The organism is Mucilaginibacter aquaedulcis (assembly GCF_030409325.1).
Taxonomy (GTDB): Bacteria; Bacteroidota; Bacteroidia; order Sphingobacteriales; family Sphingobacteriaceae; genus Mucilaginibacter; species Mucilaginibacter aquaedulcis.
Genome location: NZ_JAUFPR010000001.1, coordinates 86,882 through 105,742, shown reverse-complemented (window position 1 = coordinate 105,742; position 18,861 = coordinate 86,882). Strand labels below are relative to the sequence as shown.

General features: G+C 42.1%; 15 protein-coding genes. 10 read left to right on the top strand and 5 right to left on the bottom strand.

Annotation, left to right across the window (positions count from 1 at the left end; all coding sequences use genetic code 11):
- Positions 1 to 9 precede the first annotated feature (9 nt).
- The 5 genes from QWZ01_RS00435 (at position 10) to QWZ01_RS00415 (ending at position 7,408) form a co-directional block, all read left to right on the top strand.
- On the top strand, positions 10 to 1,638 hold the full coding sequence (locus QWZ01_RS00435) for an acyl-CoA carboxylase subunit beta (RefSeq protein WP_290321233.1): 1,629 nt from the start codon (positions 10 to 12) through the stop codon (positions 1,636 to 1,638).
- A 111-nt stretch (positions 1,639 to 1,749) separates the two neighbouring features.
- On the top strand, positions 1,750 to 2,922 hold the full coding sequence (locus QWZ01_RS00430; protein WP_290321232.1) for a dipeptidase: 1,173 nt from the start codon (positions 1,750 to 1,752) through the stop codon (positions 2,920 to 2,922).
- A 74-nt stretch (positions 2,923 to 2,996) separates the two neighbouring features.
- Positions 2,997 to 3,953, top strand: a complete 957-nt coding sequence (gene trxB / locus QWZ01_RS00425; RefSeq protein WP_290321231.1) for a thioredoxin-disulfide reductase — start codon at positions 2,997 to 2,999, stop codon at positions 3,951 to 3,953.
- Positions 3,954 to 4,341: 388 nt separating this feature from the next.
- Positions 4,342 to 6,648: a family 20 glycosylhydrolase gene (locus QWZ01_RS00420; protein WP_290321230.1), complete on the top strand. Its 2,307-nt coding sequence runs from the start codon at positions 4,342 to 4,344 to the stop codon at positions 6,646 to 6,648.
- 13 nt (positions 6,649 to 6,661) lie between these two features.
- Entirely contained in the window at positions 6,662 to 7,408 is a 747-nt protein-coding gene (locus QWZ01_RS00415) for a hypothetical protein (protein WP_290321229.1), read from the top strand.
- A 55-nt stretch (positions 7,409 to 7,463) separates the two neighbouring features.
- Here the strand turns inward: QWZ01_RS00415 and QWZ01_RS00410 are convergent, their stop codons facing one another.
- Entirely contained in the window at positions 7,464 to 8,459 is a 996-nt protein-coding gene (locus QWZ01_RS00410; protein ID WP_290321228.1) for an aldo/keto reductase, read from the bottom strand.
- A gap of 218 nt (positions 8,460 to 8,677) precedes the next feature.
- Between QWZ01_RS00410 and QWZ01_RS00405 the strand changes: the two genes are divergently transcribed.
- From QWZ01_RS00405 to QWZ01_RS00385, 5 genes are all read left to right on the top strand, one after another.
- Entirely contained in the window at positions 8,678 to 10,726 is a 2,049-nt protein-coding gene (locus QWZ01_RS00405) for a BatA domain-containing protein (protein WP_290321227.1), read from the top strand.
- A 28-nt stretch (positions 10,727 to 10,754) separates the two neighbouring features.
- Positions 10,755 to 12,005, top strand: coding sequence for a dihydroorotase (locus tag QWZ01_RS00400; RefSeq protein WP_290321226.1), 1,251 nt, complete (start codon positions 10,755 to 10,757; stop codon positions 12,003 to 12,005).
- A 6-nt stretch (positions 12,006 to 12,011) separates the two neighbouring features.
- Entirely contained in the window at positions 12,012 to 12,680 is a 669-nt protein-coding gene (locus tag QWZ01_RS00395; RefSeq protein WP_290321225.1) for a hypothetical protein, read from the top strand.
- Positions 12,681 to 12,685: 5 nt separating this feature from the next.
- Positions 12,686 to 13,279 (top strand): DUF4199 family protein, encoded by a 594-nt coding sequence (locus QWZ01_RS00390; protein WP_290321224.1) that lies wholly within the window; start codon positions 12,686 to 12,688, stop codon positions 13,277 to 13,279.
- 145 nt (positions 13,280 to 13,424) lie between these two features.
- Complete coding sequence (locus QWZ01_RS00385) at positions 13,425 to 13,982, top strand: DUF4199 domain-containing protein (protein ID WP_290321223.1); 558 nt, start codon at positions 13,425 to 13,427, stop codon at positions 13,980 to 13,982.
- Positions 13,983 to 14,058: 76 nt separating this feature from the next.
- On the opposite strand, the gene QWZ01_RS00380 is transcribed toward QWZ01_RS00385, so the two are convergent.
- From QWZ01_RS00380 to QWZ01_RS00365, 4 genes are all read right to left on the bottom strand, one after another.
- Positions 14,059 to 14,508, bottom strand: coding sequence for a KTSC domain-containing protein (locus tag QWZ01_RS00380; protein WP_290321222.1), 450 nt, complete (start codon positions 14,506 to 14,508; stop codon positions 14,059 to 14,061).
- Between the two features lie 234 nt (positions 14,509 to 14,742).
- A complete protein-coding gene (gene rseP, locus QWZ01_RS00375; RefSeq protein WP_290321221.1) occupies positions 14,743 to 16,071 on the bottom strand; it encodes an RIP metalloprotease RseP in 1,329 nt (442 codons plus the stop codon).
- Between the two features lie 20 nt (positions 16,072 to 16,091).
- The gene (locus QWZ01_RS00370) at positions 16,092 to 17,279 is read right to left on the bottom strand and encodes a 1-deoxy-D-xylulose-5-phosphate reductoisomerase (protein WP_290321220.1); all 1,188 of its coding nucleotides are present in this window, start codon (positions 17,277 to 17,279) and stop codon (positions 16,092 to 16,094) included.
- A gap of 82 nt (positions 17,280 to 17,361) precedes the next feature.
- Positions 17,362 to 18,861 carry a GH3 auxin-responsive promoter family protein gene (locus tag QWZ01_RS00365; RefSeq protein ID WP_290321219.1) on the bottom strand — a complete coding sequence of 500 codons (1,500 nt, stop codon included), beginning with the start codon at positions 18,859 to 18,861 and terminating at the stop codon, positions 17,362 to 17,364.

Below are 18,861 nucleotides of genomic sequence, written 5' to 3'. Positions count from 1 at the left end.
AAACCAATTATGGATATCGGCTTCAATATTAACGAGGATATAAACAAACAGCTTGTTTACGAGCTTAACAACAGGCTCAAAAAGATACACGAGGGCGGCGGTGAAAAGGCTGCTGCAAAACAAAAAGAAAAAGGGAAAATGCTGGCCCGCGAAAGGGTGGCTTATTTAATTGATGATGATAAGCCCTGGCTTGAAATGGGCGCTTTTACGGCCGATGGCATGTACGCAGAGCATGGCGGCTGCCCATCTGGTGGTGTAATATGCGGCATTGGTTATGTAGCGGGCAGGCAATGTGTAATAGTAGCTAATGATGCCACAGTAAAAGCGGGGGCCTGGTTTCCGATCACCGCCAAAAAGAATCTGCGGGCGCAGGAAATAGCTATGGAAAACCGGTTACCCATTATTTACCTTGTTGATTCGGCTGGGGTTTACCTGCCGCTGCAGGATGAGATATTTCCGGATAAGGAACATTTTGGGCGTATATTCCGCAATAACGCTATCATGAGCAGCATGGGTATTATACAGATCTCAGCTATCATGGGTTCTTGTGTGGCAGGCGGGGCGTATTTGCCTATCATGAGCGATGAGGCTATGATTGTGGAGGGTACGGGTTCGGTATTCCTGGCAGGATCGTACCTTGTAAAATCTGCGATTGGTGAGGATGTGGATAACGAAACCCTGGGTGGTGCTACTACGCATTGCGAAATTTCGGGCGTTACAGATTATAAACAACCCAATGATAAGGCCTGTTTGGATTCTATTCGCAACATCATGAGCATGGTTGGCGACTACAACAAAGCCGGATTTGATCGGATCAAAGCATCCGTCCCTAAATTAAACGAGAAGGAAATTTACGGTATACTACCCGATAACCGCGAAAAAGCTTATGATATGATGGAGATCATTCTGCGCCTGCTGGATGATTCGGCTTTTGAAGAATATAAGGAAGGTTACGGAAAGTCTATCATTTGCGGATTGGGCCGTATTGATGGTTGGGCCGTGGGTATAGTAGCCAACCAGCGCAAGGTGATCAAATCAAAAAAAGGGGAGATGCAGTTTGGAGGCGTAATCTATTCCGATTCGGCAGATAAGGCCACCCGCTTTATCATGAATTGTAACCAGAAAAAAATTCCGCTGGTGTTTTTGCAGGACGTTACAGGTTTTATGGTAGGCAGCCGGAGCGAACAAGGCGGTATTATTAAAGATGGGGCCAAAATGGTGAATGCGGTAGCCAACTCGGTTGTGCCCAAGTTTACAATAGTAATAGGTAATTCTTACGGTGCCGGCAACTATGCCATGTGCGGTAAAGCTTACGACCCACGACTCATTTATGCCTGGCCCTCGGCTAAAATAGCAGTGATGGGCGGCGGACAAGCCGCCAAAACCCTACTTCAAATACAGGCAGCGGGACTAAAAGCTCGTGGCGAAGATGTGGACGAAGTAAAAGAGCAAGAACTGTTGAAAGAAATAACCGACAGGTACAACGCCCAAACAACACCTTATTATGCTGCCGCAAGGCTGTGGGTTGATGGCATAATTGATCCGCTGGAAACCCGTAAGGTGATCTCCATGGGTATTGAAGCTGCCAACCACGCGCCAATTGAAAAAGCTTTTAATGTTGGGGTGATACAGACGTAGGGGTTGTGAATAGTGAGTGGGATTATATTAAGTAAACAGTCCAGGTAATCAGTTAATCACAAAAATCCTGCTTTAGACAAAATGAATGCTTCAAATATATATCTTGAACCTATGAAAAAACTATTGCTGCCTTTGCTTTTTCTTTCCCTCAAACTTTCAGCTCAAAACGCTCAACAGATCCATCAAAGAGCCATACTGATTGATACGCATAACGATGTGTTATCTAACCAACTCATCACCAAATTTGATCTGGCTAAACTTCAAACCGAGGGTAACTTTGACTTGGTTAGGGCAAAGGATGGCGGACTTGATGCGCAGATATTTTCCATATGGTGCGGCGAAAAATACGGCAAGGGAACTGCTTTCGCCATGGCAAACCGTGAGATAGATTCTTTATATGCTCTTATTAAACGTAACCCTGATAAAATTGCACTTGCCCGCAACAGCGCTGAACTGCAAAATATTGTGAAACAAAAGAAGCTGGCCGCATTGATAGGTGTTGAGGGGGGCCATATGATTGAGGATAGAATGGATTATATAGATAGTCTGGCGCGGCGTGGTATGCGCTACCTCACCCTAACCTGGAACAACAGTACTTCCTGGGCAACTTCGGCCCGTGACGAGGTAACTAAAAAAGACAGTTTACCGCATTTGGGTTTAACTGATTATGGTAAACAGATTGTTAAGCACTTAAATGAGCTGGGTGTAATGGTTGATGTATCGCACGTTGGCGAACGCACTTTTTATGATGTGATAGCTACAACCACCAAGCCGGTTATTGCCTCGCATAGCTGTGCATACGCACTCAATCCACACAGGCGTAACCTAAAAGATGATCAGTTGAAGGCTCTTGCTAAAAATGGCGGAGTAGTATGCGTTAATTTTTACAGCGGTTTTGTTGACAGCACCTATGCCGCTAAGGCTAACGATTTTTATATAAAACATAAGGCCGAGATAGATTCGCTTGGTAAGGCGTACAATGATGCCGATCTGGGTTTTATTAAGGCAAGTTCACTGCATCAGAAAGAAGCTAATGAACTGCGCCCGCCTCTCAGTATGCTCATTCATCATATAGACTACATCGCTAAACTGATTGGAGTTGACCACGTAGGCATAGGTTCTGATTTTGACGGTTCTGAATCATACCCTTTACAGATGAACAGCGTTGCCGATTATCCCAAAATAACCAAAGCTTTGCTTGATTTGCATTACAGCGAGAGCGATATTGATAAAATATTAGGCGGTAACGTAATGCGGGTGCTTAAGGTAAATACAGGTAAATGATGGCACAGTGTTGACTGATGCTATTTGCCTAATAGGCTAATAAATGTTAAATTCGCATACATTTTTAAAAGATAATGTCTCAAGAAACTGAACACGTAAAATGCCTGATCATAGGCTCAGGTCCGGCTGGTTATACAGCCGCTATATATGCCTCAAGAGCTGATTTAAAGCCGGTTATGTACACTGGTTTATTAGCCGGCGGACAGCTTACCCAAACTACCGAGGTTGAAAACTTTCCGGGCTATCCCGAAGGTATCATGGGCCCCGAAATGATGGAAGATCTGCGTAAACAAGCTGAGCGTTTGGGTACCGAAATACGTTTTGGCTATGCCAGCTCTGTTGATTTTAGCAGCCTGCCACACAAAGTGGTTATTGATGATGTAAAAACCATTACTGCCGATACGGTAATTATTGCTACCGGAGCTTCAGCAAAATGGCTGGGTCTGGAGTCTGAACAAAAATATAGCGGCTTTGGCGTTTCTGCCTGTGCTGTTTGCGATGGCTTCTTTTTTAAAGGACAGGATGTTGCTATAGTAGGTGCCGGTGATACCGCTGCTGAAGAAGCTACTTATCTGGCTAAATTGACACGTAAGGTATACATGATCGTTCGTCGTGATGAGTTCCGCGCCTCAAAAGCAATGGTGCATCGTGTATTGAACACTCCTAATATTGAAGTGTTATATAACACCGAAACTAAAGAGATTTTAGGTGACGGTCAAAGCGTAAACGGTGTTAAGGTTACCAATACTTTAACCAATACCGATACCGATCTGGATGTTACAGGTTTCTTCGTAGCCATCGGTCACCACCCTAATACTGATATTTTTAAAGGCTGGTTACATATGGACGAAACCGGTTATATCAAAACCCGCCCAGGTTCAACAGAAACCAATATTGAAGGTGTATTTTGCTGCGGCGATGCACAGGATCATATCTACCGCCAGGCAGTAACCGCTGCGGGTACAGGCTGTATGGCAGCTATTGATGCCGAAAGGTACCTGGCTGCTAAAGAGCACGTAGTAACAGCATAAAGGTTAATATTCCCTTTCTTCAAAAAGAGGGATACATAAAATATAAACAAAGCCACCCTTTTGGGTGGCTTTGTTGTTTTAACTCCATACCCTTAGATAGTAATAACCCCTCATTAGGCAGTAATTAAAAAAAGCTGTCATGCTGAGCTCCGTCGAAGCATAGTGGGCAGGCCTCGACACTCTACCCTTCGACTGAGCTCAGCATGACAGCTTACTACTTTTTCGAGTGTTTTATTGCTCTTTGCCATTTTTGGTCTATTATTTACAGGAAGGGATTGAGGAGATAGAAAGAGGTTTCTGCTGCTAACATATTTTTTACAGAGCAAACTTCTTATATTTTTTTAAAATCTTATATCTTCACCACTTAGTATCAACCTGATTAATAATTATGTATAAAAAAGCCTCCCTCTTGCTGTTGGCACTGCTTACAGTATCTTCCAATCTTTTAAAAGCACAGGACAGCGATCCTAATTTGGGTATTATTCCGGTTCCTGTATCGGTTAAAAAAGCTCCCGGACAGTTTACGTTGAGCCAGGAAACCATTATTCAGGCCGATTCGCCTTCAAATAAAGCGGTTTTATTTTTTAAGGATTTTTTAACTAACAACCTGGCCTACAATAAAGCTATCGTTGCAAAAGGGGGGGCAAACAATAATGTAGTTACATTAACATCAGCCGGTACAGAAAATTTGCCTGCCGAAGGTTACCGTTTAACTATTACACCTCAGCAAGTTACCGTAGCAGGTAAAGGCGCGGGATTGTTTTACGGTATACAAACACTATTACAATTAATTCCTTTAGAAAGAGGCGCTACCAGCAAATTACCATGTGTGCAGGTAGAGGATTACCCGCGTTTTGGTTATCGCGGAGCCATGCTTGATGTTGGTCGTCACTTTTTCTCGGTAGAGATGGTGAAAAAATACATCGACCTGCTGGCAGCATACAAGCTTAATAACTTTCACTGGCACCTAACCGAAGATCAGGGCTGGCGCATCGAAATAAAAAAATATCCTAAGCTAACGCAAATCGGCAGTATGCGCGCGCAAACCCTTATTGGTGGTTACCGCGACCGCACTCCTCAGCAGTTTGATAACACCCCTTATGGTGGTTTTTACACCCAGGATCAGATTCGTGACGTGGTTAAATATGCTACTGCAAGGTACATCAATGTAGTGCCCGAAATTGAAATGCCAGGCCATTCATCAGCTGCATTAGCCGCCTATCCTGAATTAGGCTGCGAGCCCGGTAAAGCTTATAAAGCTGCCGAAACCTGGGGAGTATTTAAAGATATCTATTGCCCTACCGAAAAAACATTCAGCTTTTTGGAGGATGTTTTAACCGAGGTGATGGAGCTGTTTCCAAGTAAATATATTCACATCGGTGGTGATGAGGCACCAAAAGATGCCTGGAAAAATTCGGCGTATTGCCAGCAGCTGATCAAAAAGTTAAAGCTGAAAGATGAACATGGCCTGCAAAGCTATTTCATTCAGCGCATGGAAAAATTCCTGAACTCAAAAGGACGCAGCATTATTGGCTGGGATGAGATTCTGGAAGGCGGGCTTGCACCAAATGCAACCGTAATGAGCTGGCGCGGAGAAGAGGGAGGAATTGCCGCCGCTCAACAAAAACACAAAGTGATCATGACCCCTGGCAGTAATGGTTTATACATTGACCACGGGCAGGGTAAACCAAGCCAGGAGCCTTTAAGCATTGGTGGTAATGAGCCTTTGTCAAAAATTTACAGCTACAACCCAACACCTGATGTTTTAACAGCAGATGAGCAGAAGTACATAGAAGGCGTACAAGCCAATTTATGGACAGAATACATACCAACAGATGCCAAGGTTGAATATATGCTGTTGCCAAGGTTAATGGCGCTATCAGAAGTGGCCTGGTCGCCGTTGGCTAATAAGAATTTTAAAGATTTTTCAGAAACCCGCCTGCCCGGTCATTTAGCCTGGTTGGATAAAAATGGCTTTAATTATCGTGTACCTACAGCCATAGGTGCTAAAGATACCGTGATGATTGGTTCGCAATTAACCGCCACCTTAAAGCCATCTGTTGATGGGGCTAAGGTTTACTATACTATTGATGGCTATTCGCCACGGGAGACAGACTTAATCTATAATATCCCGCTGAGCTTCCCGGTTCCGCAGGATCAGTACCGCGAATTGCAAACCATCGTAATCACTCCATCGGGTAAAAGGAGCGTGGCAACGCGTATGGTAGTTTATAATAAAGCGCCTTTGGCTGCCGTTAGTAATTATACGGCATCAGCTCCGGGTGTAAAATATCAATTATTTCCAGGTACGTTTACAGCAACCAGCCAGTTAAGTAATGTTACTGCTACAGATAGTGGCGCGATTAAAACTTTTAGCACGGCTGATTTTCGTAAAAACAAAGGTAAATATGGCGTTGTTTATTCGGGATATATCAATGCCGAGGCCGATGGTAATTATGGTTTTTCAACCTTGTCTGGTAACGGAGCGGTGTTATTGATAGATGATCAGGTAGTTGTTGATAACGATGGCAAGCATGCGGTTACAGAACAGGATGGCGCAGTTCCTTTAATGAAGGGGTATCACCGCTTCAGCTTAAAGTATGTAGATGCCGGCGGGCCTGTTGCCTTAAAAGTATTTATAAATGCACCAGGTAAACAAAAAGCCGAGCTAACAGCAGATACATTATACAATTAATATTATATATATAATGGTTAACAGATTTAATCTTTTTGCATTATTAATAGGTACTATAATTGCCGGCTGTAGCGGCAATGAAACAAAGACAACTGTAAGTACACCTGCTGCTAAGAAGCCTGAATTAATGCCTCCATTTCGGTTTCATAAAATGATAGAGGTATCGCCGGGGCAGAGCTATGATATATTGAGCTGGGGTCGCGGATCAGTTGATGCCGGTGCATTCCTGATCTTACATTCTGATTCGTCGGGTATTCAATACACTACAACTACCGGCGACCTGGATGGCGCGATAGTAGATGTATACAACGCTGATATGGATGTGGATGGCAATCCCGAAATTTTGATACAGGCCAAATCAAAGGATACTACCCGTTACACCAGTATCTACGCGTTTGAGTTTAATAACAACAAAGCCAACAAGCTCGATTTTCCAAGACTTAACAGTGGTTACCGCAAAGGTTACCGCGGCGGTGATAATTTTTACATACGTGATGGAAAGCTGATCAGGGAATTTCCTATTTATAACGGCAATGGGAAAGATGCGCAACCCACAGGAGCCAAACGCCAGCTGGAATATGGCTTAAGGGGTAATGAGTTTACTGTAAAACAGCTGAGTAAAGATTCTACCAATGTAGCCGATAAGCCAGCCGCTAACGCTGCAGTAAAGCAGGATCAGGATAATAGTAAAGTCCAGAATTCAGAAAAGAAGAGCAGCTCAAAATCAAGTAAAAAGAAACGAAGAAGACACAGAGATTAAACAAAAAGGGAGGCATTAAAAGTGCCTCCCTTTTTTATGTATTAAGAGGATGTATCTATCCTACAATTTCCAGATCGCTCAGTTGATTATTGATAAACTCCATTTCTTCGCCATTAATGTGAATATTGATGGCCTGCGCGTTTTGTTTAGCTTGTTCGGCATTGCGGGCACCTACCAGTGCAACGGTAATACCTGGATGGTTAATTGTCCACCGGATCACTAATTGGCCAAGTGTGGCGTTCTTTTCATCGGCCAGTGGTTTAATTTTAGCCAGAAACTCATTGGTGCGTTTAATATTTTCCTCTTTAAAATACTTAACGCCGGCACGGTGATCACCATCGCCAAAATGATGACCTAGTTTTATTTTGCCGGTGAGCAGGCCACGTTCAAGTGGGCTGTAAGCCAGTATCGCTTTTTTATTTTCAATACAGTAAGGTATCACCTCATCTTCCAAATCGCGGTTCACCATGCTGTATGGTACCTGGTTTGATGCCAGCTTAATTGTTTTTTCGGCAATAGCCATTTGCTTTACATCATAATTGCTTACACCGGCTTCGCGTATTTTACCTTGCTCTTTAAGGCGCAGTAAAGCCTCCATGGTTTCGTCAATAGGTGTGGTAGCATCTGGCCAGTGTGTCTGGTATAGGTCTATATAGTCGGTACCTAAGCGTTTAAGGCTGTTTTCGCACTCCAGTATAATGCTTTCTTTAGCAGCATATTTATATATGTCAATATCATTACCCTGGTTATCCTGACTTTTGAACCCGAAGGTGCCCTTGGCCAGATCCCAGCGCATTCCAAATTTTGTTAACAGTTGAACTTTATCGCGCGGTAAGCCTTTAATAGCCTCGCCTACAAGTTCTTCGCTTTTACCCTGCCCGTAAATAGGAGCAGTATCAATAGAGGTTACCCCAAGATCATATGATACGCGCATGGCCTCAATAGCTTCCTTATCATCATTACCACCCCACATCCAGCCACCGGCGGCCCAGGCCCCAAAAGTAATAGCCGAAACAGCCAGTTTAGTATCTCCTAATCGTCTGAATTCCATAGTTTATTAAGTAGTGTTTGTTGTTTATAAATCGCAGACAAAATGTATTTAATTATTGAGATTAAGAAATTATTTGATGAGCGAAATCACATCTTTTACGTTATTTATGCCAACAGTATTAAAGACATTTATGCAAAAGACAGGCTACAGCAAGTCAAAAGGTTAACTGAGCTATCGCCACATTTGAAATCTGCACATTTATCACCACATTTGTATATATGCACTTTATCTATCCTTCTTTTTTATTTGCATTACTCACGTTAGCTATTCCTGTTATTATCCATTTATTCAACTTTCGTAAGTTTCAGAAAGTGAATTTTAGCAACGTGCAGTTTTTGAAGGAGATACAGGAGCAGCAATCATCTCGCCGCAACTTAAAAGAAAGGCTCATACTTGCCTCCAGATTATTGGCCTTGTTTTTCCTGATACTGGCATTTGCACGGCCATACCTGCCGGGGCAAAATTATACGGGCGCAGGCAGGCAAAACGTAGTGAGTGTTTTTGTAGATAACTCCTACAGTATGGAAACCCTTAACCGGGAGGGTTCACTGCTTGATGATGCTAAACAAAAGGCTAAGGAAATTGCATCGGCCTATAATATTAACGATCGTTTTCAGCTGCTTACCCAGGATTTTGAGGGCAAACATCAACGATTGTTAAGCCGGGACGAATTTGACGATGCGGTTGACCAGGTAAAGATCAGCGCCCAAAGCCGCAATCTGCAGCAGATCATCAGCCGTCAGCAAAACCTGTTGCTTACACAGCCTGGCAGTATAAAATCAATCTATGTAATTTCTGACCTTCAAAAAAATATGGCCGGAAAGCCATTAAAGGGCGACAGCAGCGTGGCCATTAATTTGATACAACTTAAAGCTGCTGCTTTATCCAATGTGGCAGTTGATTCGGTTTGGCTGCTAAGTGCTGTTCACAGGCTTGGTGAAAACGAAAAATTGGTGGTACGCCTCCACAATTACTCCACCCAAAAAGCCGATAAAATTCCACTTAAAGTAATTATAAACGGCGCGCAAAAGGCATTGGGCAGTTATAGTATCCCTGCAGGTGCCGTACAGAATGATACCTTGGCATTTATGGGCCTTCAAGCGGGCTGGCAACAAGGTAAGGTTGAACTTCAGGATAATCCTGTTACGTTTGATAACCAGTTTTATTTTAGTTTTAACGTAAGCAACCAAATGCCGGTACTGCTTATAGATGGGGGGATCCCCAATACCTATTTAAAAGCTGTTTTTGCTTCCGATCCTTTTTTTAGTGCCCAGCGTGTACCCGATGGCAATGTTGATTACACCGGCCTTAACAGTATGCCCATAGTAATTATCAGTGATGTTAAGGCCATATCTGCAGGTTTGGCGCAGCAGTTAAAAACTTATGTGGTCAAGGGCGGTACGCTGATGGTTTTCCCAGCTGCCGATGCTGATTTGGCTAATTATCATTCGTTCCTGCAACCCATGGGCACTTCATGGCCCGAAAAACTGGTGAGCGAAAGCATAAAGGTATCAGCCATAAATAAACAGAGCCCTGTATTTAAAAACGTATTTGAAAGCTTTCCGGAAAATCCCGATCTGCCTGTTGTTAAAAAATATTATCAGTTATCACCATCATCATCCGCACAGGATAACCTCATGAAGTTGACAGGCGGTCAAATTTTCTGGGCCGGCTACACAAGTGGCAGGGGCAAAGTGTATGTAGCCTCCGTGCCGCTAAATGAAGATTTCAGCAATTTACCCCGCCATGCTCTTTTTGTGCCGGTAATGTTCAGGATTGCTTTATTAAGTGGTCATGATCTGCCCCTTTTTTACACTTTAGGGCAGGATGAAACTTTAGAGATACCGCCGGTTCAGCTTACGGAGAAACAATTACTGAAATTGGTTAAAGGCGATCAAAGTACCATCCCGGATGTGAGGCAGCAGGAGGGAAGCACCATTTTATACCTGTCAGATCAGCTTCGGGAAAGTGGTATTTACACGCTTAAAAAGCAGGATAGCACACTGGCAATGCTCGCTTTTAATGATAACCGGACAGAATCAGACATGAGTTATTTGAACAAGGGAGAGCTAACGAAATTAATGCCAAAGTCAACCGCCTTATTAACAGGTACTAATGCTTCATTAAAAGGTATTGTTGCCGAAACAAATTTTGGCACACAATTATGGAAACTTTGTATAATTTTGGCATTGATTTTTCTGGCCGCAGAAATTTTGTTGATCAGGTATTTTAAACCCGCTAAACAAAGTATAAAGCAGCCTGTTTAATTCATACAAAATCCTTAAAGCAGTGCTAATGAATTTGCTTATCAAATCTGCCACCATTCTTGATCCCGGATCAGCCTTTCATCAACAAATTGCCGATATTTTAATAGAAAATGGGCTAATTACCCGCATTGCAGAAGATATTGAAGCCGATGCCGAACTCATTGAGGCGGCAGGTAAATACGTATCACCTGGTTTTTTTGACCTTAATTGCAATATTGGAGAGCTTGGCCTCGAAACCAAAGAAGATATGTACTCGGGTACAAGCGCTGCCGCGGCAGGAGGCTTTACCGGCGTGGCATTAATGCCTAACACTATACCGCCTGTACATTCTAAAGCAGAAATTGAATACCTGGTTAACCGGGCTAAAAACAACCTGGTTGATGTATATCCGTTAGGCACCATATCGCATAAACGTGAGGGGAAAGACCTTGCCGAAATGTATGATATGTACCTGAGCGGCGCAAAAGCCTTTACCGATGGTAATCGCCCGGTGCAGGATGCCGGACTAATGGAGCGCGCGCTGCTGTATGCCCAGGGTTTTGACGCCTTGGTGTTTTCGTACCCTGAAGACACCGCTATTGCAGGCAAAGCTAAAGTGAATGAGGGAGAGATTAGCACACTGCTGGGCATGAAAGGCATCCCCTCACTGGCAGAAGAACTCATGATAGCCCGTGACCTCTATCTGGCAGAATATACTGTATCAAAAATACATTTCAGTACCATATCAACGGCCCGCTCGGTTGAACTCATCCGTGAGGCTAAAAGAAAGGGTATAGAAGTTACCTGCGATGTTGCTGCACATCACCTGGTGCTTACAGATGAAGCCCTGCTGGGTTTTGACAGTATGTATAAAGTAAAACCACCGCTACGTACCAAAGATGACGTTAGCGCGTTGATAAACGGGCTTAAAGATGGTACTATAGATGCTATAGTAACACAGCATACGCCACACGAGGTTGAATTTAAAGATGTGGAATTTGAGGTGGCTGAATTTGGGATAACCGGTTTTCAAACAGCATTAGCCCTGGCCTTAAGATCAGGTTTGCCGGTAGAGCTACTGATTGACAAGCTGGCTATTAATCCCCGCGAAATATTGGGTGTTGCGGTGCCTGTTATTGCCGAGGGTGAGCAGGCTAACCTCGTACTTTTTGATACTGATGCAGAGTGGGAGTTTAATGGTAAAAATAACCGTTCAAAATCTGTTAACTCGCCGTTTATGGGCCAAAACTTAAAAGGTAAAGTACTTTTAACGTATAATAATCAACAAATTTTTAAATAGATAATCATGATCGATCCAAAAATAGAAACCGCCTTTGAAGCCGCTTTAGAGGCTTTTTCTAAATATAACGAGTTTGACGCTACCCAGCTCATTGAAAATTTTGGTGAAGTTTTCGCATCAGACGAAGACTTTTTAACCAAGGTGGATGCTTTGGATGAGGTGTTTGATAATAACCCGGATGTAGAGTCGTTACGCGAAGTTTTCTTCGATTTACTGATGATCAACTTTTTTAGCGCCGATGTTAAAAAACTGGAAGAAGATTACCTGGACACTCCGGAGTGGGAGGATATTGAAGAACAAACACTTGATCGTGGTACCGAGTTGTTAAACCTGTTACTATACCTTAACGAGTGTGAAGACGAAGAAATTGAGCCTGAACTGGAAGATTACCTGAAAGAGTTTTTACTGGTTGATGAGGATGAGTTTCAGGATGAATACCGCATTTACGAACCCGTAATAGCCAATCAGATATTGATTGAAAGTCCTGTTTCAGAAATAGCCAAAGTCGCTAAAAGCCTTCCTGAAGATTCGGAATTGAAAGAGTTGTTTTACCCAATGATGTGTTTCTTTCAAAATTTAGACCCATCTGAAGATGCCGTAGATGAAATTGCTGAAAACGCTATTGAAAAAGATTTTGATATGGCGGTATTAGAGATATTAATCAATTTTCAATAGTATCGATGGCGTTTGAAGTTGACAAAAAACGGTTGAGGGTTACCGGTATAGTCTTTGGGCTATTACTGGGTGTGGCTTTAACCGTACTTAGTATTATATCTTTTTATATCATATTATCTACAAGTTCGGTTGTGGTAATATCTTCCATTCCATTTATTTTTTCGGTATTGATACCGGTTTTATTGGTAGTTGTTTTGTGTTTTAATTTCAGGAAAAGAGTAGGTGGCTTCTGGATCATGCGCGAGGCTGCAACCGGCATATTCATTATGTTTTTCATGGCTTTTATAACACAATTTATACTGCGCGACCAGTTATTTGCCAAGGTTATAGAGCCCCACATGATTGAGAAAACGCAAACTGCTATGACTCACTCCGTAAGCAAATTTCTGACGGAAAATAAAACAAGTCCGGATATTATCAAGAAAAAATTAGATGAGATCCAGTCAGAGTTTGATGTTCAAAAGGAAACTACTATAAGGAAACAGATACAAGGATTAGGAATTTCTATTATTTTTATATTTGTACTGGCTATTATCTTCGCTGCCTTTTTCAAAAAGGATAGCTATGCAACAAATGCGGGCAATAATGCTACGGTGTAAAGAGTAGTGTTCTTGTAATAAAACAAAACGGGCATTTCTGATCAGAAATGCCCGTTTTGTTTTATTAGCCATTGCTTAATTATAGCTGCAGGTGGTTATATTGAAAAAATATTGTTTATTTTAGATCAATCATAAACCTAAAATCATGGAATCAAAAAAAGTCACTCCAATTTCATTAGCTATAAAATGGGGGCTAATCTACGTTGTTACCTCTATCGTAATTACTTATATCATTCAATTCCTTAACCTTGATCCTGATTCTCCGGTTAAATGGCTGGGCATGGTGCCCTTCATCGCTTTTATGTTTTTAACGCAAAAAGAGCTTAGGGATAATAATGGCGGCTATATTACTTTTGGCGAGGCTTTTAAGGTAGGCTTTTTGTATTCAATACTCTCAGGAATAGTATTGGTGGTGTTTACATATTTGTATTTTGCAGTGCTTAGCCCCGAAATGTTAGAGAAGATACTGGCTTCTACCGAGGCTAAGTTGGCTGCAAAGGGATTATCACAGGAACAAATAGACCAGGGAATGACCTTTACCCGCAAGTTTGTCGGGCCAAAAAGTATCGCCATAGGGGCGTTAGTATCGTCTATAATTATGGGAGTTATCGTATCGTTGATAGGGGCAGCCATATTCAAAAAAGAACGCTCACCCTTTGATGTGGTGAGTACAAGCGACCAAACATCTGAACCTACAGTATAAAATTAGAAAGTATAACAGAAAAGGCCTTGCAAATATTGCAAGGCCTTTTCTGTTATTTTAAAGAATATAATTAAGCTTACGCGCTTGCTACCAGTTTACTGATACTCCTGTAAACGTAATCGTTATAAATGTGCCTGCGGGCAAAACGGCCTGGCGAATCAGCATTGATCAGTTTAACATAAACAGCTTTTGGTACATCAAAGTATTCATAAGTGTTGCCATCAGTAAAGCTGATTTTCAATACCTGCGATTTGTATTCAAAATCGGCAATGGCGCAGGTTGTTGTGGTAATAGTGTATTCAGCAAACGATTGGTCACGAGTTTCGGGAGCAATGCTTACCAAAAAATGATATGCTTCAATAATGGTTTTGCTTTTTTCTTCAGCTTCCAGCTTACTTTCAGGGCTATCCTGAAACTTGTCCGGATGCCAGGCTTTCATTAAGCTCCTGTATTTGGTTTTTAATTCCTGTAATTCTGCAGCCTCGTTTACTTCTAAAAGCTTTCTGTAATCGACAATTTTTTTCATTCTATTGATTTAAGTTTTATTGTCGTTGAAGAACTGCTAATAAAGTTTGCACCTTTTCAAGAAAATAATCGGCGCGAAGGTACGCTTTTTAAGCTTATAAAAATCCGGAGTTTGTAAAGTTAATGTAAGGCTTTGATTATTAAATACTTCAAAGGGGAATGAGCTTGATTAAAATAAGTAGTCCCGATGAAAACTAATTCATCGGAACTACTTATTTGTGCTGAAGTTGAAAGCTTATTTTTTGGTTATGATCTTTACAATATCGTTTCCAAAAACAAATACCATTAATGTAACAAGTATTACAAAGCCAACTATCTGGGCGCGTTCTAAAAATTTATCGCTTAATGGTTTACCTTTTATCATTTCAATGATCAAAAACACCGCGTGGCCACCATCAAGCGCTGGGATAGGCAGTAAGTTCATTAAGGCCAGTACCATTGATAAAAAGCCTACCAGCGTCCAGAAGTGAACCCAGTCTACATGGCTGCCAAACAAGTTGGCAATAGCTACCGGGCCGCTTACTGCTTTACTGAACTTAACATCGCCTTTAAATATTTTACCGAGGCCCTTAGCATTTTCTGAGAAGGTTCCCCATGCTTTTGAAGCACCAATTGGCAATGCGGCAAAAAAGCTGTAATTAATAGTTTTAAATTCAGGGAAATCTTTCTTTGAGCGGGCAAAGCCAATTGTTCCATCCTCGTTAACCTGAATTTTAAGCGGTACAAGGTTGTTATTACGTTTTGCGGTTAAATCAACCACTTTACCTTTGGTATTCAACAAAGCAACCTGTAACTGATCCCAGAAAGCTATAGGCTGGCCGTTAACAGCTACAACACTGTCGCCCTTTTGTAAGCCACCTTTTAAGGAGTTGCCATAAACAGAATCAACCACAAATTTAGTACGTGGTACCCTGCTGATAAATTCCTCAATACCGTGGTCAGAAAGATCATTCAGTATAGTACGGGGTATAGCTATTTTTAAATCTTCCGAACCGCGCTGCACGCTGAATACCGTGTTTTCAAGCAGAACCTTCGGGCTGGTAAGATCATCAAAACGATCAAATGGTTTACCGTTTATAGCTACTATATTATCACCAGCCTGCAAGCCGATTTTTTTACCAATTTCACCCGGTACTATACCATATTTGGCAGCCGAGTTAGGGATGTAGCTATCGCCGAAACGCATAGTAAGTACCCAGAATATCAATATACCAAGGATAATGTTTACGGTAACACCGCCAAGCATTACAATTAAGCGTTGCCAGGCCGGTTTTGAACGGAACTCCCAGGGTTGCGGTGGGCCTGCTAATTGATCGGTATCCATTGATTCATCTATCATACCGGCAATTTTAACATAGCCACCCAGTGGTAACCAGCCAATTCCGTATTCAACTCCTTTATATGTAAATTTAAACAGGCTTATGTTCCAGGCATCAAAAAACAGGTAGAACTTCTCTACCTTAATGCCAAATGCACGTGCTGCCAAAAAGTGTCCCAACTCGTGCAGGATTATTAAAATTGAAAGGCCCAGTATCAGCTGGCCCACCATTATCACTATGCTCATTATTTGCGTTTATGTATATTTTAAAATTGTATTGCCTTTATTGGTAGTTTATTTATTACGTTTTGCGCAAAGATGCGTGTTTCTTTATCAGTATTCAAATAGTCGGTTAACGTTGGTTGTGCTATGAATGGTATATGCTGCATGCATTCTTCAATAACATTACTCATGGCTAAAAAGCCAATACTGCGATTTAAAAAGCCTGCAACGGCAATTTCATTGGCGGCATTGATGATACAAGGCATATTACCACCCTGCCTTAAAGCCGCGTATGCTAAACTAAGATTACGAAAAGTATCCATATCCGGTTTTTCAAATGTCAGGTTAGGATAACTGGTAAAATTAAAGCGTTTAAAATCGTTTTGTAAGCGATTTGGGTAGGATAGGGCGTGCTGAATAGGTAGTTTCATATCAGGCAAACCCATCTGGGCCTTAATAGAACCATCATGGAACTGAACCAGTGAATGCACAATAGATTGTGGATGAACAATCACCTCTATCTGATCTGCTTCTACATCAAACAACCATTTGGCTTCTATCACTTCCAGTCCCTTATTCATTAGCGAAGCCGAATCAATAGTGATCTTGGCACCCATAACCCAGTTCGGGTGTTTTAAGGCATCCTCGCGGGTTACATTAGCCAAAAAATCGGCACTGCGACCGCGGAACGGCCCTCCGGAGGCTGTAAGGATGATCTTTTCAATATTATTCAGTTCTTCACCTGCAAGGCACTGAAATATGGCCGAATGTTCAGAATCAACAGGAAGGATCTTGACATCATGTTGTTTGGCCAGTCCTGTCACAATTTCGCCGGCTACAACCAGGGTTTCTTTATTGGCCAGGGCAATATCCTTACCTGCCTTTATAGCGGCAATGGTAGGCTCAAGCCCGGCAAAACCAACCATGGCGGTAAGCACTACCACAATATCCGGATGGGTAACAGTATCTATAATAGCCTGATGACCTGCCAATACCTTTACCGGTAAATGGGCTAACGCGGCCTTAACTTCTGCGTATTTATTTACATCGCATATAATGGCATACTCAGGCTCAAATTCAATGGCCTGACTAATAAGCAGATCGGCATTGGAGTGTGCAGTTAAAAGAAATGCCCTGAATAAGTTGCTGTTATTTCTGATCACCTCCAGCGTTTGCGTACCTATGCTGCCGGTTGAGCCAAGAATGGCAATGTTTTTAATATGATTAGTCAATGATGTTCTGGTTACTAATTAGTTGTTTAAATCAACGCTTAAATTACTAAACTGTTTATCTAAACAACGTCAAATTTACTTATTAAATAGCGTATTCCTTTAATACGTCTGCAATCTTCCTGTCGTTTGCCAGTCGCGGCACTTTATTTTGCCCGCCCAGTTTACCTTGCGAACGCATATAATTTATGAACGCGTCTTTTTGCAGGCTTTGGATTATCAAAGGTTGCAAAATGTTACCTTCAATCAGGTCAAAATAGTAAATATTTTTCTTTTGCAATGCTTTATCTACTTTAAACGCAAAAGCCTTCAAATCTGCAGGTGGGGTGCCAAACTCTATAAACCACTCATGATAGGGTAGTTGTCCGCCTGCCGGATTAACTTGCGGCGCCACGGTAAACTCAACAACATCCACACCTTCTTGCTGGGCAACACTCATTAATGATTGCTCAACTTCTTCGCCTATCACATGTTCGCCGAAGGCCGATATATAATGTTTAATGCGGCCCGTAACTACAATTTTATATGGGTTTTTGGAGATGAATTTAATGGTATCTCCCAAACTATAACCCCACAAGCCAGCGCTGGTATTCATGATGAGCGCATAGTTTTTATCAAGCTCAACATCTTTTAGGTTGATGCGGGTAGGGTTGTCATTATAGTATTCTTCAGATGGGATAAACTCATAAAATATTCCCGAGTCAACCAGCAACAGCAATCCCTTTTCCTTTTGCGAATCTTGGAAAGCAATAAATCCTTCAGATGCCGGGTAAGTTTCTATAGAATCGATATTAAAGCCAATGCTTTCCTCCATACGAGCGCGGTAGGGCTCGTAATTTACACCGCCGTGCACGTATAGTTTAAAATTGGGAAATATATCTTTGATCTTTTTGCCGCCTGCCTTGGCCGATAGCCTGTCAAAGTACATTTGGCACCATGGTGGTATGCCCGATATGAGGCGCATATCTTCATGAAAAGTTTCCTCAACAATGGCATCAACCTTTTGCTCCCAATCTTCAATGCAATTGGTTTGGTAGCTGGGTAAACGGTTTTTTTGCAGATATCCGGGTACATGGTGAGCCACAATGCCCGATAGCCTGCCGGTTGATATGCCATGTTTTTGGGCAAGTGTAGGGCTGCCCTGTAAAAATATCATTTTGCCATCAACAAAGCCGGTGTTACCTGTTTCGTGAATATAGCTGAGCAGGGCATTGCGTGCCGCTTTGATATGCTCAGGCATGCTTTCCTTTGAGATGGGGATATATTTTACCCCCGAAGTGGTACCCGAAGTTTTAGCAAGGTAAGCTGGTTTTCCGGGCCATAACACATTTTCCTCTCCGCTTACAACGCGGTCAATGTAGGGGCGCAAATCCTCATAATCATGTATGGGGACTTGTTTTTTAAAATCCTCGTAATTGTTGATCTGCTCAAAATGGTGATCCTTACCAAAGGAGGTGTTTTTAGCTGCATCAACCAGGTTGGTAAAGGTTTTTTGCTGCAGGGCCACCGCGTTTTGGCGCAGTTGGTTTAGCTGTTTATTAACAACAGCTGCAAATACTTTACTCAGTGCAGATTTTAATCCCAT

Excerpts from the sequence above, each read along its gene's own strand:
- QWZ01_RS00395 (WP_290321225.1), top strand. The coding sequence starts at position 12,012 with ATGATCGATCCAAAAATAGAAACCGCCTTTGAAGCCGCTTTAGAGGCT.
- QWZ01_RS00400 (WP_290321226.1), top strand. The coding sequence starts at position 10,755 with ATGAATTTGCTTATCAAATCTGCCACCATTCTTGATCCCGGATCAGCC.
- trxB (WP_290321231.1), top strand. The coding sequence starts at position 2,997 with ATGTCTCAAGAAACTGAACACGTAAAATGCCTGATCATAGGCTCAGGT.
- QWZ01_RS00390 (WP_290321224.1), top strand. The coding sequence starts at position 12,686 with ATGGCGTTTGAAGTTGACAAAAAACGGTTGAGGGTTACCGGTATAGTC.
- QWZ01_RS00410 (WP_290321228.1), bottom strand. The coding sequence starts at position 8,459 with ATGGAATTCAGACGATTAGGAGATACTAAACTGGCTGTTTCGGCTATT.
- QWZ01_RS00430 (WP_290321232.1), top strand. The coding sequence starts at position 1,750 with ATGAAAAAACTATTGCTGCCTTTGCTTTTTCTTTCCCTCAAACTTTCA.
- rseP (WP_290321221.1), bottom strand. The coding sequence starts at position 16,071 with ATGAGCATAGTGATAATGGTGGGCCAGCTGATACTGGGCCTTTCAATT.
- QWZ01_RS00405 (WP_290321227.1), top strand. The coding sequence starts at position 8,678 with ATGCACTTTATCTATCCTTCTTTTTTATTTGCATTACTCACGTTAGCT.
- QWZ01_RS00380 (WP_290321222.1), bottom strand. The coding sequence starts at position 14,508 with ATGAAAAAAATTGTCGATTACAGAAAGCTTTTAGAAGTAAACGAGGCT.
- QWZ01_RS00420 (WP_290321230.1), top strand. The coding sequence starts at position 4,342 with ATGTATAAAAAAGCCTCCCTCTTGCTGTTGGCACTGCTTACAGTATCT.
- QWZ01_RS00365 (WP_290321219.1), bottom strand. The coding sequence starts at position 18,861 with ATGGGATTAAAATCTGCACTGAGTAAAGTATTTGCAGCTGTTGTTAAT.
- QWZ01_RS00415 (WP_290321229.1), top strand. The coding sequence starts at position 6,662 with ATGGTTAACAGATTTAATCTTTTTGCATTATTAATAGGTACTATAATT.
- QWZ01_RS00435 (WP_290321233.1), top strand. The coding sequence starts at position 10 with ATGGATATCGGCTTCAATATTAACGAGGATATAAACAAACAGCTTGTT.
- QWZ01_RS00385 (WP_290321223.1), top strand. The coding sequence starts at position 13,425 with ATGGAATCAAAAAAAGTCACTCCAATTTCATTAGCTATAAAATGGGGG.